The organism is Pseudomonas nitroreducens (assembly GCF_010994165.1).
Classification (GTDB): domain Bacteria; phylum Pseudomonadota; class Gammaproteobacteria; order Pseudomonadales; family Pseudomonadaceae; genus Pseudomonas; species Pseudomonas nitroreducens.
Genome location: NZ_WMBX01000004.1, coordinates 841,031 through 861,681, shown reverse-complemented (window position 1 = coordinate 861,681; position 20,651 = coordinate 841,031). Strand labels below are relative to the sequence as shown.

Annotated in this window: 18 protein-coding genes; 3 read left to right on the top strand and 15 right to left on the bottom strand. The window is 66.3% G+C overall.

The window, feature by feature from the left end; translation table 11 throughout:
* Positions 1-53: 53 nt before the first annotated feature.
* On the top strand, positions 54-965 hold the full coding sequence (locus tag GJV37_RS21550) for a D-hexose-6-phosphate mutarotase (RefSeq protein WP_193452937.1): 912 nt from the start codon (positions 54-56) through the stop codon (positions 963-965).
* 174 nt (positions 966-1,139) lie between these two features.
* Here the strand turns inward: GJV37_RS21550 and GJV37_RS21545 are convergent, their stop codons facing one another.
* From GJV37_RS21545 to purE, 4 genes are all read right to left on the bottom strand, one after another.
* A complete protein-coding gene (locus GJV37_RS21545) occupies positions 1,140-1,682 on the bottom strand; it encodes a DUF3299 domain-containing protein (protein WP_024766739.1) in 543 nt (180 codons plus the stop codon).
* A gap of 84 nt (positions 1,683-1,766) precedes the next feature.
* Positions 1,767-2,012 carry a GlsB/YeaQ/YmgE family stress response membrane protein gene (locus tag GJV37_RS21540; protein WP_017521572.1) on the bottom strand — a complete coding sequence of 82 codons (246 nt, stop codon included), beginning with the start codon at positions 2,010-2,012 and terminating at the stop codon, positions 1,767-1,769.
* Between the two features lie 196 nt (positions 2,013-2,208).
* On the bottom strand, positions 2,209-3,294 hold the full coding sequence (locus GJV37_RS21535) for a 5-(carboxyamino)imidazole ribonucleotide synthase (protein ID WP_084359616.1): 1,086 nt from the start codon (positions 3,292-3,294) through the stop codon (positions 2,209-2,211).
* Between the two features lie 8 nt (positions 3,295-3,302).
* Positions 3,303-3,794, bottom strand: coding sequence for a 5-(carboxyamino)imidazole ribonucleotide mutase (gene purE / locus GJV37_RS21530; protein WP_024766741.1), 492 nt, complete (start codon positions 3,792-3,794; stop codon positions 3,303-3,305).
* A gap of 331 nt (positions 3,795-4,125) precedes the next feature.
* Between purE and adhP the strand changes: the two genes are divergently transcribed.
* Complete coding sequence (gene adhP, locus GJV37_RS21525) at positions 4,126-5,160, top strand: alcohol dehydrogenase AdhP (protein WP_038803792.1); 1,035 nt, start codon at positions 4,126-4,128, stop codon at positions 5,158-5,160.
* 126 nt (positions 5,161-5,286) lie between these two features.
* Here the strand turns inward: adhP and GJV37_RS21520 are convergent, their stop codons facing one another.
* From GJV37_RS21520 to GJV37_RS21505, 4 genes are all read right to left on the bottom strand, one after another.
* Positions 5,287-7,713, bottom strand: a complete 2,427-nt coding sequence (locus GJV37_RS21520; RefSeq protein WP_170858238.1) for a TonB-dependent siderophore receptor — start codon at positions 7,711-7,713, stop codon at positions 5,287-5,289.
* A 113-nt stretch (positions 7,714-7,826) separates the two neighbouring features.
* Positions 7,827-8,831 carry a FecR family protein gene (locus GJV37_RS21515; RefSeq protein WP_170858237.1) on the bottom strand — a complete coding sequence of 335 codons (1,005 nt, stop codon included), beginning with the start codon at positions 8,829-8,831 and terminating at the stop codon, positions 7,827-7,829.
* Positions 8,828-9,415: an RNA polymerase sigma factor gene (locus GJV37_RS21510; protein WP_240967184.1), complete on the bottom strand. Its 588-nt coding sequence runs from the start codon at positions 9,413-9,415 to the stop codon at positions 8,828-8,830. Before GJV37_RS21510 ends, GJV37_RS21515 begins: the two co-directional genes overlap by 4 nt.
* Positions 9,416-9,528: 113 nt before the next feature.
* Positions 9,529-10,443 carry a LysR substrate-binding domain-containing protein gene (locus GJV37_RS21505; protein ID WP_024766745.1) on the bottom strand — a complete coding sequence of 305 codons (915 nt, stop codon included), beginning with the start codon at positions 10,441-10,443 and terminating at the stop codon, positions 9,529-9,531.
* Between the two features lie 211 nt (positions 10,444-10,654).
* On the opposite strand from GJV37_RS21505, the gene GJV37_RS21500 reads away from it, so the two are divergent.
* Positions 10,655-12,079, top strand: a complete 1,425-nt coding sequence (locus GJV37_RS21500; protein ID WP_065085092.1) for an aspartate ammonia-lyase — start codon at positions 10,655-10,657, stop codon at positions 12,077-12,079.
* A gap of 563 nt (positions 12,080-12,642) precedes the next feature.
* Here GJV37_RS21500 and GJV37_RS21495 read toward each other — a convergent pair.
* The 7 genes from GJV37_RS21495 to GJV37_RS21465 all read right to left on the bottom strand — a co-directional run bounded on the left by GJV37_RS21495 (position 12,643) and on the right by GJV37_RS21465 (position 20,573).
* Complete coding sequence (locus GJV37_RS21495) at positions 12,643-12,939, bottom strand: cell division protein ZapA (RefSeq protein ID WP_024766747.1); 297 nt, start codon at positions 12,937-12,939, stop codon at positions 12,643-12,645.
* Complete coding sequence (locus GJV37_RS21490) at positions 12,936-13,166, bottom strand: hypothetical protein (RefSeq protein WP_024766748.1); 231 nt, start codon at positions 13,164-13,166, stop codon at positions 12,936-12,938. Before GJV37_RS21490 ends, GJV37_RS21495 begins: the two co-directional genes overlap by 4 nt.
* A 323-nt stretch (positions 13,167-13,489) precedes the next feature.
* Complete coding sequence (gene etfB / locus GJV37_RS21485; RefSeq protein ID WP_170858236.1) at positions 13,490-14,266, bottom strand: electron transfer flavoprotein subunit beta; 777 nt, start codon at positions 14,264-14,266, stop codon at positions 13,490-13,492.
* Positions 14,267-14,383: 117 nt separating this feature from the next.
* The gene (gene etfA, locus GJV37_RS21480; RefSeq protein WP_193452936.1) at positions 14,384-15,619 is read right to left on the bottom strand and encodes an electron transfer flavoprotein subunit alpha; all 1,236 of its coding nucleotides are present in this window, start codon (positions 15,617-15,619) and stop codon (positions 14,384-14,386) included.
* Positions 15,620-15,734: 115 nt separating this feature from the next.
* Complete coding sequence (dgcB, locus tag GJV37_RS21475; RefSeq protein WP_170858234.1) at positions 15,735-17,705, bottom strand: dimethylglycine demethylation protein DgcB; 1,971 nt, start codon at positions 17,703-17,705, stop codon at positions 15,735-15,737.
* Positions 17,706-17,887: 182 nt separating this feature from the next.
* A complete protein-coding gene (gene dgcA, locus GJV37_RS21470; protein WP_084359604.1) occupies positions 17,888-19,948 on the bottom strand; it encodes a dimethylglycine demethylation protein DgcA in 2,061 nt (686 codons plus the stop codon).
* Between the two features lie 94 nt (positions 19,949-20,042).
* Positions 20,043-20,573: a 4-vinyl reductase gene (locus GJV37_RS21465; RefSeq protein ID WP_024767038.1), complete on the bottom strand. Its 531-nt coding sequence runs from the start codon at positions 20,571-20,573 to the stop codon at positions 20,043-20,045.
* Positions 20,574-20,651: the final 78 nt, after the last annotated feature.

The following is a 20,651-nucleotide window of genomic DNA, read 5'->3' as shown; positions in this document are numbered from 1 at the left end:
CCGCGAAGGATCGGTGATACTGAAACTTTCGCAGCGCAGTCCCGGAGACCACCATGAGCAGCGACATCCAGACTCCCCGCGTCGAACAGGTGCAGATCGATGAGCTGCCCTGTTGGCGCATCCATACCGCTTATGGTGAAGCCCTGATTGCCCAGCAGGGCGCGCAACTGCTGAGCTACCAGCCCCACGAGCAACCGCCGCTGGTATGGCTGAGCGACACCGCGGAGTACCGCCATGGCCAGTCGCTGCGCGGCGGCGCGCCCGTCTGCTGGCCCTGGTTCGGCAACCTGGAGCGCAACCCGGTGGAAATCCGTACCGCCTACCAGGGCGACAAGCCCCCCGCCCACGGCCTGGTGCGAGCGCTGGACTGGCAGCTGGACGATATCGCCGACGAGCTGGGCCAGCTTTCCGTGCACTTCAGCTTCGACGCGCGCAACGGTCTGCCGGGCTGGGCGCACTCCGCACGGCTGGAGCTGGTGATGCGTTTCGGCGAACACCTGACGCTGGAAATGACCACCCACAACCTGGGCACCGCGTCGTTGCCGATCAGCCAGGCCCTGCACACCTACTTCGCCGTAGGCGACGCGCGCCAGGCCAGCATCGAGGGGCTGCAGGGCTGCCGCTATGTCGAAACGCTGGAAAACTGGGAGCTACGCGAGCAACACGGCGTGGTGCGCATTGCCGGGGAAACCGACCGCATCTACCTGGACGTGGAGAAGCCGCTGGTGATCCGCGACCCGGCCTGGGAGCGCGACATCCACATCAAGGCCAGCGGTTCGCGCTCGGCGGTGGTGTGGAACCCCTGGATCGACAAGGCCCCGCGCCTGTCACAGTTCCCCGACGATGCCTGGCAGCAGATGCTGTGTATCGAGACCGCGCGGGTCTGGGACGACGTGATGAGCGTGGCGCCGGGACGCAGCGAAACGATGACGGTGGAAATCTGGGGCAAACCGCTGGAGGGCTGATGCCTCAGCGGTATGACAATACGTAGGAGCGGACTCCGTCTGCGATCGGTCCGCATCGGGCCGTACGCCAATCGCGGACGGAGTCTCCTACGAGATGCTTCTGCGCTTGGGGTGAGGGAAGGCACTGGCACGGACTTATCTGAAGAAGACCGTTGCTCCTACGAGGGCAATACCCTACAGATCGCTCTCCTCCACCGGCCGCACCTTGGCGTCGTCGATGGCGTAGGCCGCATCGGCCAGGTCATTGCTGACCTTTTCAACCTTCAGCGTGCCGCTGACCCAGATCGGGTTGTAGATATCGTCGATCCGGATGCCCTTGGGGTAGCGCACGAGCACGATCTGGTTCGGCGGCGGCGGCGGCACATGGATGCAGGCGCCTGGGTAAGGCACCAGGAAGAACTCGGTGACACGCCCCTTGGCGTCGTTCTCCAGCGGCACCGGGTAGCCGCCCAGACGCAGCGCCTTGCCATTGAGCGCGGCAACGGTTTTGGTCGAGTACATCACCTGCGGCAGCTTCTTGTCGGACTGCTTGAGCCCGCCCTTGTTGGTGAAGGTGCCATTGGCCTCGGGGCCGTTGTGGGTGATTTCCGGCATGTTTTCCAGCGCCTTGCGGTCACTGGGCGGCATCAGGGACAGCCAGTCGGTTTCCGGGAGTTCGGCGGCGGACGCCAGGGAAGTCAGCAGAATCAGGCAGCAGGCGAGCAATGGTCGGCGCATCGTGGACTCGAGAGGCCCGGTCGGGCACAGGCGGGATATTCCTCCAGCGCCCTCCCCCTGGTGGGAGAGGGCCGGAATTCACCGTCAATTCTTCTTGATCAGGCCGTAAATGACCAGCAGCACGATGGCGCCGATCACCGCGCCGATGAAGCCTGCCGCCTGGCCGGCCGCGTAGATGCCCAGCGCCTGGCCGCCATAGGTGGCCAACAGCGAGCCGCCGATGCCGATCAGGATGGTCATGATCCAGCCCATGCTGTCATCGCCGGGCTTGAGGAAGCGTGCGATGAGTCCGACGATCAGGCCGATGACGATGGTTCCGATTAATCCCATGACAAACCCTCCTTGTGGGTTGAGCGCGGTGAGTACGCGCTTGTCATGGGACAGTGTAGGAAACGTCGGCGTTCCGTGTTTTGCCGCGCCCCAGAGCGACTGCCGGTGTTTCGCCAGCCTTACAGCGTTGTGGAAGACCGGCATGAAAAAAGCCGCGCCAGTGATTGACGCGGCTTCTTTCGGAGCACCGTAACGGTCAGCCCCTGGCGATCAACGCCTCGACCTCGGCGATACGCGCCTTCAGGGTCGGCAGGTCAGCGCTGCGCAGGGTGGCGTGGCCCACCTTGCGCCCGGCCTTGAAGGCCTTGCCGTAGTGGTGCAGGTGGCAGTCGGCGATGTTCAGCACCTCGGCCACCGGCGGCACTTCGCCGATGAAATTGAGCATGGCGCTCTCGCCCACTTTCGCCGTGGAGCCCAGCGGCAGGCCGGCGATGGCGCGCACGTGGTTCTCGAACTGGCTGCACTCGGAGCCTTCGATCGTCCAGTGCCCGGAGTTGTGCACGCGCGGAGCGATCTCGTTGGCCTTCAGGCCGCCGTCGACCTCGAAGAACTCGAAGGCCATCACACCGACATAGGCCAGCTTGTCGAGCACGCGGCCGACGTAGTCCTCGGCCAGCTGCTGCAGCGGATGGTCGGTGCTCGCCACGGAGAGGCGCAGGATGCCGTTCTCGTGGGTGTTGTGCACCAGCGGGTAGAAGCGCGTCTCGCCATCACGGGCACGCACCGCCACCAGCGACACTTCGCCGGTGAAGGGCACGAAGCCTTCGAGGATGCAGGGCACGCTGCCCAGTTCGGCGAAGGCGCCAGTGACGTCCTCGGCCTTGCGCAGGACCTTCTGGCCCTTGCCGTCGTAGCCCAGGGTGCGGGTCTTCATCACTGCCGGCAGGCCGATGCTGGCCACCGCGGCGTCGAGGTCGGCCTGGGACTGCACGTCGGCGAAGGCCGGGGTCGGAATCCCCAGGTCCTTGAACATGGACTTCTCGAACCAGCGGTCGCGGGCGATGCGCAGCGACTCGGCGTTCGGATAGACCGGCACGAACTGCGAGAGGAAGGCCACGGTCTCGGCCGGGACGCTCTCGAACTCGAAGGTCACCAGGTCGACCTGGTCGGCCAGTTGGCGCAGGTGGTCCTGGTCGCTGTAGTCAGCACGGATGTGCTCGCCCAGGGCTTGCGCGCAGGCGTCCGGCGCCGGGTCGAGGAAGGCGAAGTTCATGCCCAGCGGGGTGCCCGCCAGGGACAGCATGCGGCCCAGCTGGCCGCCACCGATGACACCGATCTTCATGGTTCTGCTCAGGCCTCGCGCGGATCGGGATTGTCCAGCACCGTCTCGGTCTGGGTGGCGCGGAACTGCTTCAGCGCCTCGTGGTATTTCGGGTACTTGGCGCCCAGGATGCTGGCGGACAGCAGGGCGGCGTTGGTGGCGCCGGCCTTGCCGATGGCCAGGGTGGCGACCGGGACGCCCGCGGGCATCTGCACGATGGACAGCAGCGAATCGACGCCCGAGAGCATGGAGGACTGCACTGGCACGCCGAGCACCGGCAGGTGGGTCTTGGCGGCGCACATGCCCGGCAGGTGGGCGGCGCCGCCGGCACCGGCGATGATCACTTCGATGCCGCGGCCATCGGCCTCTTCGGCGTACTGGAACAGCAGGTCCGGAGTACGGTGGGCGGAAACCACCTTCACTTCGTACGGAATGCCGAGCTTGTCCAGCATGTCTGCGGTGTGGCTCAGGGTGCTCCAGTCGGATTTGGAACCCATGATCACGCCAACCAGTGCGCTCATCGTCGTGCCTCTCTCAAGTGCGCTCTTGGGCGCGTCAGAAACCAACAAGCCACGACTCCGTGAGGGCGTGGCTTGTACGTGGCCAAACCGGCGGGCAGTGCCGGCTTGAAGGCGGCGCAGTATACCGCAAAGGGCACGACGGAGTGCACTGGGCATGACCGTTGGTCCCGATTTCGTCATTCCTGCATCGAAGATGCCTGCAACGACCTCCGAAGAGACTTCGGAAAAGCTTGCCTCAGCTCAAGATGGCCTAGGCTCAGGGGCTCAGACTCTTCTGACACGTTCCTGTCCCGGACGGGGCAGGTCCCTCACCCTTCAAGGAGCGAGTGCAATGTCCACGACCCTGCCCACGACCATGAAAGCCGCTGTCGTCCACGCCTTTGGCGAGCCGCTGCGGATCGAGGAAGTCAAAGTCCCGCTGCCCGGCCCCGGGCAGATCCTGGTGAAGATCGAGGCCTCCGGCGTCTGCCACACCGACCTGCACGCTGCCGAAGGCGACTGGCCGGTGAAGCCGAGCCTGCCGTTCATCCCCGGCCATGAAGGCGTCGGCTTCGTCGCCGCGGTCGGCGCTGGCGTCACCCGCGTGAAGGAAGGCGACCGCGTCGGCGTGCCCTGGCTGTACACCGCCTGCGGTTGCTGCGAGCACTGCCTGACCGGCTGGGAAACCCTTTGCGAAAGCCAGCAGAACACCGGCTACTCGGTAAACGGCGGCTACGCCGAATACGTGCTGGCGGACCCGAACTACGTCGGCATCCTGCCGAAGAATGTCGGCTTTACCGAGATTGCGCCGATCCTCTGCGCGGGCGTCACCGTGTACAAGGCGCTGAAGGAAACCGAGGCACGTCCCGGCCAGTGGGTGGCCATTTCCGGCATCGGCGGCCTGGGCCACGTCGCCGTGCAGTACGCCAAGGCCATGGGCCTGCACGTGGTGGCAGTGGACGTGGATGACGCCAAGCTGGAGCTGGCGCGCAAGCTCGGCGCCAGCCTGACCGTCAATGCCAAGAAAGAGGACCCGGTCGAAGTGGTGCAGCGTGATATCGGCGGCGCCCACGGCGTGGTCGTCACCGCCGTGTCCAACAGCGCCTTCGGCCAGGGCATCGGCATGGCCCGCCGCGGCGGTACCGTGTCGCTGGTCGGCCTGCCGCCGGGCGACTTCCCCACGCCGATCTTCGACGTGGTGCTCAAGGGCCTGCACATCACCGGTTCCATCGTCGGCACCCGCGCGGACCTGCAGGAAGCCCTGGACTTCGCCGGTGAAGGCCTGGTGAAAGCCACCGTCGCCGCCGGCAAGCTGGATGACATCAACGCCATCCTCGACCGCATGCGCGCCGGGCAGATCGAAGGACGGATCGTGGTGGAGATGTAGGCCCCGCTCCAAACACCAAGCTCTGCGTAGGATGGCGTGGAGCGCAGCGATACCCATCGATTGCGCTGCAGACAGCAAGGGTATCGCTGCGCTCCACCCCTCCTGCAAAAGCGTCCGGGCTCAGCTTCAGAACTCCACAGTGGTCGAAACCTCGAACTGCCGCGGCTCGCCCACGGCGACGTAGAGGTTGTTCGCCGCCGACGGGTAGTAGGTGCGGTCGAACAGGTTCTTCACGTTGAACTGGAAGCCGACGTTGTGGCCACCCAGCTTCGTGTCGTAGCTGGCGAAGGCATCGGTCACGGTGTAGGACGGCAATTCGAAGGAGTTGGACGGGTCGCCCGCACGCTTGCCCACGTAGCGCGGCCCGCCGCCCAGGCGCAGGTTGTCGCCGCCGAAGATCGACCCCGCGTCGTATACCGCCGCCAGCGAGGCGGTTTCCTTGGCCACGTTCTGCAGGCGGTTGCCCTCCAGCACCGGGTCTTCGGTGACCTCGGCATCCAGCCAGGCGTAGCTGCCGATCAGGTTCCAGTGCTCGCTCAGCTGGCCGGTGACATCCAGTTCCGCGCCATAGGAGCGCACCTTGCCGGCGGTGCTGACGCGGCTGTCGCCGTTGGCGTCGAGCTGGGTGACCATCACGTTGCGCTTGCGGATATCGAAGAAGGCCAGGTTGGCGGTGACGCGGCCGGGGATGTCGAGCTTGCCGCCGATCTCCCAGGAGGTCGCTTCTTCCGGCTGGATCGCCGAGTCGATCACCTCGCCCGTGGACAGCGGCGCGATGGTGGAGTTGGGCTTGAACGACTGGGTGTAGCTGCCATACAGCGACATCTCGTCGTTGATCTTGTAGATCACCCCGGCGCGCGGTACCCACTTCTGTCCGCTGATATCGGTGTTGGCCTTGAACGGCCGGCCGCGCCCGGCGTACTGGTCATACATCTGGTAGCGCCCGCCGGCGACCAGAATCCAGTGGTCGTCCAGGTGCCAGGAGTCCTGCAGGAACAGCGAGTCGCTGCGCAGCTTGTCGGTCTGGTCGCTGTCCGCCGGGCTGACGCGCGTGGCGGGTGAAATCTGCCCGTAGACCGGATCGAGGTAATTGAAGGTGGTGTTCTTCGTGTCGCGGATCAGGTCGGCGCGGTAGATCTTGCGCTTCTCGCTGTCGATGCCGAAGCTGACTTCATGGCGGAAGCCGCCCAGTTGCAGGTCGCCGTTCAGCCCGGCGGTGGCGAAGCTGTCGCTGCTCACCGCGCCGCGGGTGGCGTCGGTGCGGCGGGTCAGGGTGCCGTTGCTGTTGACCCTGGTGACGCGGGCCTGGTTGTCGTCGTAGGTCTCGCGGGTCCAGCCGTAGGCGAAATGCGCCTTCCAGGCATCGTCGATGCGCTGCTCGACGTCCAGTCGAGTCAGGTCGGAGCGGCCTTCAGTGATGTTGAAGGGCTCGTCCAGGCGACGCGTACGGGGGATATCCAGCGGCTTGTTGGTGCGCGGGTCGATGGCGGTGCCACGGTCGAACGGCGTCTTGAACTCGCGGTGCTCGTAGCTGAGGTTCACCGTGGTGTCCTCGCCGAACCAGGCCAGCGAGGGCGCGACGAGGGTCTCGCGCTGCTGGCCGAAATTGCGCCAGTAGTTCTCGTCCTGGTGATCGACGATCAGCCGGTAGGCCAGGTTGGTCTCGCCCAGCGGGCCGGTGGTGTCGATCTGCGCGCCGCTGCCCTGTTTGCCGTGGGCGTAGGTCGAGCCACGCAGGGTGACGGCGTTGTACTGCTGCAGCTGCGGCTTCTTGCTCACCACGTTGACGATGCCGCCCGGGTCCTGGATGCCATACAGCAACGAGGCCGGCCCCTTGAGCACTTCGACGTGGTCGGCGGTGGCGGTGAGGTTGCGGCCCAGCACCGAGGGCAGGCCGTCGCGCATGATCGAGCCGTCGCGGTTATCGCCGAAACCCCGCTTCATCACCGCGTCCTGGGTGCCGCCGAGGGTGTTGGCCTGGGTGATACCGCTGATGTTGCCAAGCGCGTCGTCAAGATTGCGCGGCTTCTGGTCGTGCAGCGCCTGGGCCGGGACAGTGACGATGCTTTGCGGGGTTTCCAACACCGGCGTGTCGGTGCGGCCGATGGAAGCAACCGGTGCCGGTTGGTAGCTGGTCGACGCCGCCTGGCCGGTGACGGTGGTGTCGGTGAGGCTCAGGGTGTCGGTCGGTACGCGCTCCAGGGTCAGGGTGCGGCCATCGAGGGCGCGGAAGCGATAGCCGGAGCCCGCTAGCAGGCGATTCAGCGCGTCGTTGGCACTGAGCTGGCCGGAGACCGCCGGGGCTTTGAGGTCGTACGGCGCCTCGTCGGTGTAGACCACACTGAGGCCGGTCACCCGGCTGAACTCGCTCAGCGCCTGGGGCAAGGGTTGAGCCGCGATGGCGAAACCAAAGCGCGCCTGCAGGGCAGCGCCGGCGGCGGCATTCTCGGCCCACGCGGAGGGAGCCTGCGCGGCGACCAGGGCAGCGCCCAGCACGACGGCGGCAAGGGGTTTCAGGGATAGCTCGGGAACAACGCGGCGCAGCGGGATCATCGGGGCTCTCTTGCTCGAAGGTCGGACTACACATGCGAATAAATCGCATTCATGACCACTACACGGAGCAGCCGCCGCAGTACCTCACCCCTTTTTCGAAAAAATCTTCGCCCTCAGCGGATCAGCACGAAGCGACCGAGCAGAGGCTGCTGATGGAAGCCCACCACCGCCTGCAGGGAATCCAGCGCCGCCTGAGGGTCGGTGCTGCGGAAACTGCCGCTGACCCGGCGCTGCGCCAGCTCGCTGTCCAGCAGCACGATGCGGCCCGGGTAGTAAGTGCCCAGGCGCTCCAGCACCTCGCCCAGCGGCGCGCGGTAGAAGGTCAGCCAGCCCTGGCGCCAGGCCAACGCGGCCTGGGCATCGGCGGGCTGCGCATCACCGAGCCGCGTGCCGTCGATGCCGACCCGTTCGCCAGCGCCCAGCACCACTTCCGGCATGCCGGCGGCATGGCTGCCACGCACCGAGACGCGGCCTTCGGCGACCGTGACGCGGGTCTGCTCGCCCTGGCGACGGACTTCGAACTCGGTGCCCAGCACCCGCGCCTCACCCTCTCCGGCGCGCACCACGAAGGGTTTGGGCAGATGTTTCACGGCAAAGGACGCAGCACCGCGCAGCAGGTCGACGCGGCGTTGTTCACCGTCCAGGGAAACCGCGACGGCGCTGTCGGCGTCCAGGGTCAGGCGCGAGCCGTCGCCCAGGGTGATCTCCCGCACTTCGCCCGGCGCACTGACGTAGTCGGCGGAGAGATCGGTCAGCCAGTGACCCGGCGACCACCAGCCACCGGCCCAGAGCATCAGCAACAGGCAGGCGGCGCTGGCCAGCGGGTAGGCCCAACGCCGGTGGTTGCTCTGCGCGCGGCGCGGCGCCGGGTGGTCCATCGCGGTGAGATAGGCGCCCAAAGCATCGCCCTCTTCCCCCGCCAGCCGCTGCGCCGGCAGGGCGCTGGCCTGCCAGAGCGCGTCCACTGCGGCGTAGGCGCGGGCATGTTGCGGATCGGCCGCCAGCCACGCCTGGAAAGCCGCCAGCCATACGTCGCCGCCAGCGTCGTTCAGGCGCAGCAGCCACTGGCGCGCCTGCCGCTGGGCGTCCTCGGGCGAGGTGGCGATTTCAGGCTTCATCGGTCGGCGGCTCCACGGCGATCTGCCCGCGCGGCGGACTCAAGGCTCGCCTTGCAGGCATCGAGGGCGCGCATCATATGTTTTTCCACCGCGCTCTGGGAAAGCCCCATGGCCGCGGCGATCTCGCCGTAGGTGCGGCCATGCACACGACTGAGCAGGAAGATATGGCGGGTGCGCTCGGGCAACTGGCGCAGGGCGTCTTCGATGAGGTCCAGTTCGGCGCCGGCCTGCACCGCCTGCTCTGGGGAAGGCTGGGCATCGTCCTGGTCGGGCAGCAGCGCGCTCAGGGTTCGCCCGCGCGAATCTTCACCGCGCAGGTGATCGATGGCGAGGTTGCGCGCACTGCGCAGCAGGTAGCTGCCGAGTTCTTCCACTGGTGCCTGCGGGCGCTTCCAGAAGCGCAGGAACAGGTCCTGGACGAGGTCCGCCGCGGTGGCCCGGCAACCGACGCGGCGTCGTACCAGGGCTTCCATGCGCGGACGCTGGGAAAGGAACACCCGCAGGAAATCCTCGCGCGGCAACGCCTCGGCGGGCGCCGGGGCGTCCGCGGCGCGGGAATCGGCCGGGCGGTCGGAATGGGACATCGGGGCAGCAGGCTCGCCAGCGGTCCGCACCGAAACCGGTGCGAGGGGGAGACCGTGGAAAGTCGCAAATGATAATGCTTATCAAATAAACAGAATAGCCCCGGCTGTCTGCCTCATGGCGTTTCGTCCAGCCCCAGGCCGCCTTCGAGCTTGCGCCAGAGCAGGCGAATCTGCGCCTTGCGCACCAGCGCACAGCGGTACAGGCGGATTTCCTGCGGGACAATCCAGTGCGGGCCGCCGCACAGCGCCAGCTCACCACGCGCCAGCTCCGACTCCATGCTCAGGCGCGGCACCCAGGCCACACCCATGCCTTGCAGCGCCATGCTTTTAAGGCTGTCGGCCATCGCCGTTTCATAGACCGTCGTGTAACGCAGGTTGCGCTGGCGCAGCAGCAGGTTCACGCCGCGACCGAGGAAGGCACCGGCACTGTAGGCCAGCAGCGGCACGCTCTGCCCGCTGTCGAGATCGAAGAGCGGCACGCCGGCGGAGTTCACCGCGCACACCGGCAGCATTTCGGTGCGCCCCAGGTGCAGCGAGGGGAATACTTCCGGGTCCATCTGCAAGGCAGCGTCCGGGTCGTAGAAGGCCATCATCAGGTCGCAGCCGCCTTCGCGCAGCAGGTGTACCGCCTCGCCGACGTTGGTCGCCACCAGGCGGCTGGCGATATTCAGGCCTTCCGAGCGCAGCCGGGAAATCCACGCGGGGAAGAAGCCCAGCGCCAGCGAGTGCGCGGCGGCGAACTGCAGCACCTCGCCCTGCCCGCCTTCCAGGTGGTGCAGGTGGCGCACCACCTGGCCGAGTTGCTCAACCACTGCGCGGGCGGTGACGAGGAACAGTTGCCCCGCTTCGGTCAGTTCGATGGGCGTGCGCTGGCGGTTCACCAGGGTCAGGCCGAGGGCGTCCTCCAGGCTGCGGATGCGTCGGCTGAAGGCCGGCTGGGTGACGAAGCGCTTTTCGGCGGCCTGGGAAAAACTGCGGGTGGTGGCCAGGGTGCTGAAGTCTTCCAGCCATTTGGTCTCGAGGTTCACGTCAACTCCAACGCATTCACACGCTGATCGATTGGTCAGGAGCCGGGCGCGCGTAGCACAGTCATACGCTCGCCGTCATCAATTCGTCACAGGGTACATTATGCCGTTCGTGCATGAGGCAGCCTTTAACAGCATTGGCCGACGAAAGGCGAAATCCCTAGTCTACCGGGCATCGCGGCACTGGCCGTGTTTCCCTGAGACAATTCCCGTCATGTCCCCTGTTGCATCGTTCCGCATCGAGAAAGACCTCCTCGGCACCCTCGAAGTACCTTCTGACGCCTACTTCGGCATCCAGACCCTGCGCGCTGTGAACAACTTCCGCCTCTCGGGCGTGCCGCTGTCGCACTACCCGAAACTGGTCGTCGGCCTGGCGATGGTCAAACAGGCGGCAGCCGATGCCAACCACCAGCTTGGCCACCTGTCGAACGAGAAGCACGCTGCCATCAGCGAAGCCTGTGCCCGTCTGATCCGCGGTGACTTCCACGACCAGTTCGTGGTGGACATGATCCAGGGTGGCGCCGGTACTTCCACCAACATGAACGCGAACGAAGTGATCGCGAACATCGCGCTGGAAGCCATGGGCCACACCAAGGGTGAGTACAAATACCTGCACCCGAACAACGACGTGAACATGGCGCAGTCGACCAACGACGCGTACCCGACCGCCATCCGCCTGGGCCTGCTGCTCGGCCACGACACCCTGCTGGCCAGCCTCGACAGCCTGATCCAGGCCTTCGCCGCCAAGGGCGTCGAGTTCGCCGGCGTACTGAAGATGGGCCGTACCCAGCTGCAGGACGCGGTACCGATGACCCTCGGCCAGGAATTCCACGCCTTCGCCACCACCCTGGGCGAAGACCTCGACCGCCTGCGTCGCCTGGCGCCGGAACTGCTGACCGAAGTGAACCTCGGCGGCACCGCGATCGGCACCGGCATCAACGCCGACCCCGGCTACCAGAAGCTGGCTGTCCAGCGCCTGGCTGAAATCAGCGGCCACCCGGTCGTTCCGGCTGCCGACCTGATCGAAGCCACCTCCGACATGGGCGCCTTCGTGCTGTTCTCCGGCATGCTCAAGCGCACCGCGGTCAAGCTGTCGAAGATCTGCAACGACCTGCGCCTGCTGTCCAGCGGCCCGCGCACCGGCATCAACGAGATCAACCTGCCGCCGCGCCAGCCGGGCAGCTCGATCATGCCGGGCAAGGTCAACCCGGTGATCCCGGAGGCGGTGAACATGTGCGCCTTCGAAATCATGGGTAACGACCTGGCGCTGACCATCGCGGCCGAAGGCGGCCAGTTGCAGCTGAACGTGATGGAACCGCTGATCGCCTACAAGATCTTCGACTCGATCCGCCTGCTCCAGCGCGCCATGGACATGCTGCGCGAGCACTGCATCACCGGCATCACCGCCAACGTCGAGCGCTGCCACCAGCTGGTGGAGCACAGCATCGGCCTGGTCACCGCACTGAACCCGTACATCGGCTACGAAAACTCCACCCGTATCGCCAAGACTGCGCTGGAAACCGGCCGCGGCGTACTGGAGCTGGTTCGCGAGGAGAAGCTGCTGGACGAAGCCACCCTGGCCGACATCCTGCTGCCGGAAAACATGATCGCCCCGCGCCTGATTCCGCTGCGCGCCTGATCCTCCGCCCGGCGCGAGCCGGGCACGTCTCACCGGTTGAGGGGGAGTATTCCTCCCTCACCTTTCAGGGATTGGTTACCCCCAGTCCCTTCTTTTATACCCGGCGCCGCGGGTTTACCCGAGGCGCCACGTCTCACCGGTTGAGGGGCCTCTTGGCCCACTCTCCTTTAGAAGGGACACCGCTTACCCCGGTGTCCCTATTTTTTTGCCTGAAATCCGGGCGCGGCGAAAAACATGGCGGACGGAGTCCGCGCCTACGCCGGTTCAGGTTTCGTAGGAACGGACTCCGTCCGCGATTGGCATGAGTCGCACGGGACCGTAGGGCGCATAACCGCTTGCTGTGATCCGCCAGTTCCGTGCCAGGCACAGTGGCGGGTAACGCTGCGCGTTATTCGCCCTACAAAACACTTTCCTGGAGTTCCGGTCGTGGCGGTGCGGCTTCTGTAGGAGAGAGAGGTACGCCATCGTCATTGCTCGCGAACACGATCTCCCTCCCGTCAATACCGGCGCAGGAGGGGTTCGCGAGCAAGCTCGCTCCTACAAAAAGCAGGGGCTGCGGGAGATCAATCCTGCCGTTGCAGGTGATCGAGAATCCGCCGATTGAGAGCGGCGATACGCTCCACGGCGTCCGCCTCATCGCACTCGGTATCCGACGCACCGAGCTGGCGGGCGCAGAGGTTGAGCGCAGAGAGCACCATCAGCTCATTGCTGGTGACGTAGGGGAATTTCTTCTTGCTGGCGCTGATCTCCGCCTGCAACAGCGCAGCCGCGTCCTGCAGCCGGCGCTCTTCACCGGCCGGCGCCCGGACGCTGTATTCGCGCCCGAGGATGCGCAGGACGCGGACGCCGTCGCCACTCATGCGCTGGCGCGGCTGTCGCTGACGCGGCGGATCAGCGCCTGCAGGCGAGTCGCGGTGGCGTTGTGCTTCTCTTCCTGCTCCATGAGCGAGAGTTGCAGCGTGTCGTTTTCCTCACGGGCCTTGAGCAGCTCTTCACGCACCTGGGCGTTGTCCTGCACCAGTACTTCATTCTGCTGCAGCAGCTCGGCGACCAGCTGTTCAAGTTGTTCGAGGGTGGAATCGAGCATGGGAGCCTCCGCAAAGCCTTTCAAAGGGTGCGGAGGATAAAGAAAGGGGCGCGGCGGGGCCAGTAAAAACGCGGTTCTTCTGACAAGCCGTATGCTGTCAATTCAATGGCTTACGAGATAATTCTCGTGCTATTTCAATGATTTCCTACCGCCAACGAAATTTGGACCGGGAATCAACCCACAAGGTTCGCCTCCGGCGCCGGCTTCCGCTCCGATGGGGAAGGCATCCTGCAGGAGCGAGCTTGCTCGCGAACCAGGGCTCGCTGCGGGGATTGTTCGCGAGCAATATCGATGGCCCCTCGCTCCTACGAAGAGCCGGAACGTCAGATGCGAATCACGCCTTCCTCACGCAGCAGCTTGAAGATTGCCTCGGCGCCCGCCTCGGGAGAGACGTCCTTGAGGACCTGCCCGGTACCGCCAGAGGCCTTGGCGGTGGCGGCCTTCATGCGTTCGGCGCCGGTCTTCGCCTTGATCACCTTCAGCCGCTTGGGACGCGGGCGCGCGGGTTGCAGGTTGCCGTCGGCAAGCAGTGGATCGTCCACCACCTCCACTTCGTGGGCTTCCAGATAACCCCGGCGAGCCGGGCCGAAGGCGCTCTGGCGAGCCGCCGGCGCGGCATTGTCGACGCTGGCGACGAAGGGCAGGCGCACCTTCAAACGACGGCGCTGGCCGCGAGGCAAGGCCTGCAATACCTGGGCACTGCCGCCTTCGACCTTCTCCACTTCCGCCAGGCCGACCACCAGCGGCCAGCCGAGGCGCTCGGCCAGCAGGAAGGGCAACATGCCGGAGCCTTCACCGGTTTCCGCCTGGGTACCGGTGAGCACCAGTTGCGCATCGCTGTCGCCCAGGTAGGCGGCCAATGCTGGCAGTACGTCGGCACCGGCAGGCTGTTCGAGCACGGCCAGCTCATCCAGGCCCATGCCGAGGTAACCGCGCAGCGCTTCTTCCCCGGCATCACCGGCATGCACGACGCGCAGGCGCTTACCGGCGAGGTTCATGCCCAGTTCCACCGCACGGGCATCCTGGTCGGCGCGCCGCGCACGGCCAGAGGCCGGGTGGGCGCCGATGGACACCAGGGCGACGATGTTCAGGTCGTTCATAAGCCACCTCGGGCTTTCAAGCTGGCGTAAGGCGAATAACGCGCAGCGTTATCCGCCGATGATGCGTTGGCGGCGGATAAAGCCGAAGGCTTTATCCGCCCTACCGAGGAACTCATATCACGCTGCATCGCGCGCCGCTCCATTGCGATGGGCTTCGGCCAGGGCCATCAGCGCCTTGAGGATCGCGGCGGAATCACCGATCACCGAGAGATCGGCGCGTTTGATCATGTCGCAGCCCGGGTCCATGTTGATCGCCACCACCTTGTCGCAGGAACCGATGCCCTGCAGGTGCTGGATCGCCCCGGAAATGCCGACGGCAAGGTAGACCCGCGCGGTGACCCAGGTACCGGTGGCGCCAACCTGACGGGCACGCGGCATGTGGCCGTCGTCCACTGCCACGCGCGAGGCGCCTTCGGTGGCGCCGAGCGCAACGGCGGCGCGATGGAACAGCTCCCAGTCCTTCACGCCGTTGCCACCGGAGAGGATGAACTCCGCCTCGGCCATGGGAATCTGCGCCGGGTCCACGGCCACCGGGCCGAGGTCCTCGATGCGCGGCAGGTTGCGCGCGACGCTGCTTTCCAGCTCCACGGCGCGGGCCTCGTGCCGGGTTTCGCTGACCGGCTCCGCACACTCGGCGGCAGCCAGAATCAGGCGCGGCAGGTCGCGGTGCAGGTCCTGCTGGCCGGCTCCGGCGCGACCGATGCAGCGCTCGCCTTCGGCCTGCCAGACGCGGGTGGCCGGGCGTTCGCCCAGGCTGGCGGCGAGACGGCGGCCGAGTTCGCCGCCACCGGTGCGGCTGTCGGGCAGCAACCAGTGACGCGGTGCGAACTGGCTGTTGGCCGAACGCAGCGCCAGCACCCTTTGTTCCGGGGCGTAACCGTCGTATTCGTTGCCCTCGATCTGCAACAGGCGGTCGACGCCGGCGGTGTCGAAGGCGGTTTCCTTGTGCTCGCCGAACACCACGGCCAGCACCGCACCGTCGCTGCCGGCCAGCTTGCGGGCCAGGCCCAGCAGGTCGCGGTCGTGGCTGGAGAGGCGGCCGCCCACCATGTCGGGCACCACGGCAATCAGGAAGGCCGGCTGCTCGATGATCACCAGCGGCAGCTGCGTCACCTCCGGCGCGCTGCTGCGCTTGCCGCCTGCCGTACCTTGCTGGCCACCGGAACGGTCGATGCGCTTGACGCCATTGGCCCCGATGAAGCCGACGGCGTGGGGATTCTTGCGCACCACGCCGTTCGGCCCCATCCAGCGGCTCTCGCCACCCTGAGCCGATTGCATGGCCGCGTGCAGCGGGTGCAGGCGATTGCGGGCGATCCACTCGGCCCGCGGGTCGCGGCGGATGATGTCGCTCATGCTCGATGCTCCGGGCTGGAGTAGGGCGAATAACGCGCAGCGTCATCCGCCGAAGTGGCCGAGGCGGCGGATAAAGCCTTCGGCTTTATGCGCCCTACGGGGCTACGCAGGACGTTCACAGGTGCACCTCCACCGCTTCTTCACGGCGCGCCAGCGAGGGCTTTTTTGCCGGCACCTCGGTGGCCTCGATGAGGACCTCGGCGACCAGTTCGGCGATGTCCTTGATCTCCGGGCGCGGCGCGACCACGCCTTCGAGCATGGCGGTGCATTGCGGGCAGCCCACGGCAACCAGTTCGGCGCCGGTTTCCTTGATGTCGACCATGCGCATGTCGGGAATCCGCTGCTTGCCGGGGATGTCGGTGATCGGCGCGCCGCCGCCACCGCCGCAGCAGCGTGAACGGAAGCCGGAGCGGGCCATTTCCTTGACCTCGATGCCGATGGCCTTGAGCACGGCGCGCGGCGCTTCGTACTCGCCGTTGTAGCGGCCGAGGTAGCACGGGTCGTGGTAGGTCACGCTGCCGGCCTTGCTCTGGCCGAGGTTCAGCGCGCCCTTGCGCACCAGTTCATCGATGAAGGTCGTGTGGTGCAGCACCTGGTAGTTGCCGCCCAGCGCGCCGTATTCGTTCTTCAGCACGTGGAAGCTGTGCGGGTCGCAGCTGACGATGCGCTTGAAACGGTACTTGGCCAGGGTGGCGATGTTGCGTTGGGCCAGGGTCTGGAAGGTGGCTTCGTCACCCAGGCGGCGTGCCACATCGCCGCTGTCGCGCTCCTCCAGGCCGAGCACGGCGAAGTCGACGTTGGCGGCCTTGAGGACCTTCACGAAGGCACGCAGGGTGCGCTGGTTGCGCATGTCGAAGGCGCCGTCGCCGACCCAGAACAGCACGTCGGCCTGCTGCTTGTCCGCCAGCAGCGGCAGGTTCAGGTCGGCCGCCCAGTTCAGCCGGCCGCCGGGGGCGAAGCCGCCGGGGTTGTCGGTGGCGATCAGGTTTTCCAGCACCTCGGCGCCCTTGTTCGGGGTAGCGCCCTTTTCCAGGGTGAGGTGGCGGCGCATGTCGACGATGGCGTCGACGTGCTCGATCATCATCGGGCATTCCTCGACGCAGGCGCGGCAGGTGGTGCAGGACCAGAGCGTCTCGGCATCCACCAGCGCCTTGCCGTCCAGCGCGACGATCGGCTGGTGCGGGCCGCCGCGGTGTTCGCCCAGCGGTTTACCGGGATACGGGCTGCCGGCAAAGTTGGCGTCGCTGCCACCGGCAAGGCCGATGACCATGTCCTGGATGAGCTTCTTCGGGTTCAGCGGCTGGCCGGCGGCAAAGGCCGGGCACATGGCTTCGCACTTGCCGCACTGCACGCAGGCGTCGAAGCCGAGCAACTGGTTCCAGGTGAAATCGGTGGGTTTCTCGACGCCCAGCGGCGCCATCGGGTCCTGCAGGTCCAGCGGCTTGAGGCCAGTGGAGCGGCCACCGCCGAAGCGTTCGGCGCGGCGGTGCCAGGCCAGGTGCAGGGCACCGGCGAAGGCGTGCTTCATCGGGCCGCCCCAGGTCATGCCGAAGAACAGCTCGGACACACCCCAGGCCACCCCGATGGCAAGGATGGCTGCGAGGAACCAGCCGCCGAAACCCTCCGGCAGGATGCCGGCCACCGGCAGGGTGGCGATGAAGAAGCTCGCCGAGAACATCAGCAGGCTTTTCGGCAGGCGCATCCACGGGCCTTTCGACAGGCGCGACGGCGGGTCAAGGCGGCGCTTGGCGACGAACAGCGCGCCACCAAACATCAGCGCGGTGGCCGCCAGCAGGGCGAAACCGAGAATGCGGCTGTGCAGGCCGAGACCGTGCACGAGGATGGCCAGCAGCGCGGCCAGCACGAAGCCGCCAGCGGTGGCGACGTGGGTCTTCGACATGTACTTGTCGCGCTCGACCACGTGGTGCAGGTCGACCAGGTAGCGACGCGGCATCTTCAGCAGGCCGCCGATCCAGTCGACCTGCGCGGGCCGGCCACGGCGCCACATCGCGAAGCGCTTCACGGCGCCCAGCACGGCGAGGCCGAGGGCGGCGAAGAGCAGGATGGGGAGGATGATGTTGAGCATTTCTGGTCTCCCTACGGGACCTCAGGGGGCGCTGGACAAGCGCCCTCTCCCGCTTGCGGGAGAGGGCGGGGGGAGAGGGTGTTTCCGGTCGGCTCGGTCACTTGGCCCACCACCCTCTCGCCAACCCTCTCCCTGAAGGGAGAGGGGGTTGTCCGTGCTTGCCGGACATCACATGGCGTGTCTTAGAAGTCCTTGCACAGTCGCAGCGCGTCGTAGATCGCCGCATGGGTGTTGCGCTGGGCCACGCAGTCGCCGATGCGGAACAACAGGTAACCGTCACCCGGCTCGCTGAGACACGGCTGCGGCTTGATCGCGAACAGCGCCTCGACGTCGATCTGGCCCTTGTTGCGGGAGCCCTGCTTGAGCGCGTAGTACAGGCTCTCGTCCGGGCGCACGCCATTCTCGACGACGATCTGGTCGACCACCCGCTCTTCCTTCGCGCCGGTGTATTCGTTCTCCAGCACCGCTACCAGCTTGTCGCCCTCGCGGTAGACCTTCTCCAGCATCAGGTCGCCGGTCATGATCACTTCCTTGGGGTACATGCTGCGGTAGTAGGTCGGGAAGGTGGTGCCGCCGATGGCCACGCCCGGCTTGATGTCGTCGGTGACGATCTCGACCTGGGCGCCCTTGTCGGCGAGGAAGTCCGCCACCGACATGCCGCTGAACTCGCAGATGGTGTCGTAGACCAGCACGTTCTTGCCCGGCTCGACCTTGCCGTCGAGTACGTCCCAGCTGCTGACCACCAGCCCGTCGGCGGCGCCCCAGTGTTCGTTCTGCTCAAGGAACGGATGGCCGCCGTTGGCCAGCACCACCACGTCGGGGCGCAGGTCGAGGATGGTGTCGGCATCCGCGCCGGTGCCCAGGCGCAGGTCGACGTTCAGCCGCGCCAGCTCCAGCTGGTACCAGCGGGTGATGCCGGCGATCTGGTCGCGCTGCGGAGCTTTCGAGGCGGTGGTGATCTGCCCGCCGAGCTGTTCCTTCTTCTCGAACAGGGTGACGTCGTGGCCACGCTCGGCGGCGACGCGCGCGGCTTCCATTCCAGCCGGGCCGCCACCGACGACCACCACCTTGCGCTTCACGCCGGTGGTCTTCTCGATGATGTGTGGCACGCCCATGTACTCACGGGAGGTGGCGGCGTTCTGGATGCACAGCACGTCCAGGCCCTGGTACTGGCGGTCGATGCAGTAGTTGGCGCCGACGCACTGCTTGATCTGGTCGATCTGGCCCATCTTGATCTTGGCGATCAGGTGCGGGTCGGCGATGTGCGCGCGGGTCATGCCGACCATGTCCACGTAACCGCCTTCGAGGATACGCGTGGCCTGGTTCGGGTCCTTGATGTTCTGCGCGTGCAGCACCGGCACGTTGACCACTTCCTTGATGCCGGCGGCCAGGTGCAGGAACGGCTCCGGCGGGAAGGTCATGTTCGGGATGACGTTGGCCAGGGTGTTGTGGGTGTCGCAACCCGAGCCGACCACGCCGATGAAGTCGAGCATGCCGGTGTCGCTGTAGTACTTGGCGATCTGCTTCATGTCCTCGTGGGACAGGCCGTCCGGGTGGAACTCGTCGCCGCAGATGCGCATGCCGACACAGAAATCGTCGCCGACTTCGGCACGCACGGCCTTGAGCACTTCCAGGCCGAATTTCATGCGGCCCTCGAAGGTGCCGCCCCATTCGTCGGTGCGCTTGTTGACCCGCGGGCTCCAGAACTGGTCGATCATGTGCTGGTGCACGGCGGACAGCTCGACGCCGTCCAGGCCGCCGGCCTTGGCACGGCGAGCCGCTTGCGCGTAGTTGCCGATCACCCGCCAGATCTCTTCCGGCTCGATGGTCTTGCAGGTGGCGCGGTGCACCGGCTCGCGCACGCCGGAGGGCGACATCAGGGTCGGCCAGTTGAAGCCGTCCCAGCGCGAGCGGCGGCCCATGTGGGTAATCTGGATCATGATCTTGGCCCCATGCTTGTGCATGGCGTCGGCCAGGTTCTGGAAGTGCGGGATGATGCGGTCGGTGGAGAGGTTCACCGAGCTCCACCATTCCTGCGGGCTGTCGATGGCGACCACGGAGGAACCGCCGCAGATGGCCAGGCCGATGCCGCCCTTGGCCTTCTCCTCGTAGTACTTCACGTAGCGCTCGGTGGTCATGCCGCCGTCGGTGGCATACACCTCGGCGTGAGCGGTGGAGAGTACGCGGTTGCGGATGGTCAGCTTGCCGATCTGGATCGGCTGGAACATTGCCTCGAAAGCCATTGCGGCATCCTCACGGGATCAGAGGTTTCTTGTTGTCTGGCGGCCTTGCGGCTGCTTGTTCGCGAGCTAGCTCGCTCCTACAGGGGGCGAAAGATCAGAGCGGTTTGACGACGAACAGGCCGTCGTCGTGGCCTTCCTCGGCGCCGCTGTAGACCTGCTCGGCGACGGTGCGGATATCGCTGCCGCGTGCCTGGAGAATCTGGTCCATCGCGCCGGCGAACCAGCCGGTGAACATGTAGTCGACCTTGCGGTTGACCTTGCCGTAGACGTAGACGAAGGCCGAGTGCTTCAGGCGAACCTGGGCGGTGCCCTTGTCGAGGTCGATCTGCTCGATCTGGAACAGGCCCCAGCCGCGCTGGGACAGGCGCTTCATGTAGTGCTCGAAGACTTCCACGCCGACCAGGCCGTGGCACTCCGCTTCCTTCTCGCACCAGTGCCAGGCGGACTTGTAGCCGGCCTTGTAGAGGATTTGCGCGTAGCGCTCGGCGCCCAGCTCTTCCTCGATGCCCATGTGGTTGTTGACGAAGAAGTGCCGCGGTACGTAGAGCATCGGCAGGGCGTCGGTGGTCCAGACGCCGGTTTCGCTGTCGACTTCGATGGGCAGTTCGGGGGCGTGTTTGGCCATGTGTGCAGCTCCGATTCCGGGTAGGACCCGCTCGCTCTGGGAGAGGGTCGGGATGTAGAGGATCGCGGGTGAGCGCCG

What these genes read in the sequence shown, in the direction of transcription:
- GJV37_RS21550 (WP_193452937.1), top strand. Translation starts at nt 54, where the DNA reads ATGAGCAGCGACATCCAGACTCCCCGCGTCGAACAGGTGCAGATCGAT.
- GJV37_RS21545 (WP_024766739.1), bottom strand. Translation starts at nt 1,682, where the DNA reads ATGCGCCGACCATTGCTCGCCTGCTGCCTGATTCTGCTGACTTCCCTG.
- GJV37_RS21540 (WP_017521572.1), bottom strand. Translation starts at nt 2,012, where the DNA reads ATGGGATTAATCGGAACCATCGTCATCGGCCTGATCGTCGGACTCATC.
- GJV37_RS21535 (WP_084359616.1), bottom strand. Translation starts at nt 3,294, where the DNA reads ATGAAGATCGGTGTCATCGGTGGCGGCCAGCTGGGCCGCATGCTGTCC.
- purE (WP_024766741.1), bottom strand. Translation starts at nt 3,794, where the DNA reads ATGAGCGCACTGGTTGGCGTGATCATGGGTTCCAAATCCGACTGGAGC.
- adhP (WP_038803792.1), top strand. Translation starts at nt 4,126, where the DNA reads ATGTCCACGACCCTGCCCACGACCATGAAAGCCGCTGTCGTCCACGCC.
- GJV37_RS21520 (WP_170858238.1), bottom strand. Translation starts at nt 7,713, where the DNA reads ATGATCCCGCTGCGCCGCGTTGTTCCCGAGCTATCCCTGAAACCCCTT.
- GJV37_RS21515 (WP_170858237.1), bottom strand. Translation starts at nt 8,831, where the DNA reads ATGAAGCCTGAAATCGCCACCTCGCCCGAGGACGCCCAGCGGCAGGCG.
- GJV37_RS21510 (WP_240967184.1), bottom strand. Translation starts at nt 9,415, where the DNA reads ATGTCCCATTCCGACCGCCCGGCCGATTCCCGCGCCGCGGACGCCCCG.
- GJV37_RS21500 (WP_065085092.1), top strand. Translation starts at nt 10,655, where the DNA reads ATGTCCCCTGTTGCATCGTTCCGCATCGAGAAAGACCTCCTCGGCACC.
- GJV37_RS21495 (WP_024766747.1), bottom strand. Translation starts at nt 12,939, where the DNA reads ATGAGTGGCGACGGCGTCCGCGTCCTGCGCATCCTCGGGCGCGAATAC.
- GJV37_RS21490 (WP_024766748.1), bottom strand. Translation starts at nt 13,166, where the DNA reads ATGCTCGATTCCACCCTCGAACAACTTGAACAGCTGGTCGCCGAGCTG.
- etfB (WP_170858236.1), bottom strand. Translation starts at nt 14,266, where the DNA reads ATGAACGACCTGAACATCGTCGCCCTGGTGTCCATCGGCGCCCACCCG.
- etfA (WP_193452936.1), bottom strand. Translation starts at nt 15,619, where the DNA reads ATGAGCGACATCATCCGCCGCGACCCGCGGGCCGAGTGGATCGCCCGC.
- dgcB (WP_170858234.1), bottom strand. Translation starts at nt 17,705, where the DNA reads ATGCTCAACATCATCCTCCCCATCCTGCTCTTCGCCGCCCTCGGCCTC.
- dgcA (WP_084359604.1), bottom strand. Translation starts at nt 19,948, where the DNA reads ATGGCTTTCGAGGCAATGTTCCAGCCGATCCAGATCGGCAAGCTGACC.
- GJV37_RS21465 (WP_024767038.1), bottom strand. Translation starts at nt 20,573, where the DNA reads ATGGCCAAACACGCCCCCGAACTGCCCATCGAAGTCGACAGCGAAACC.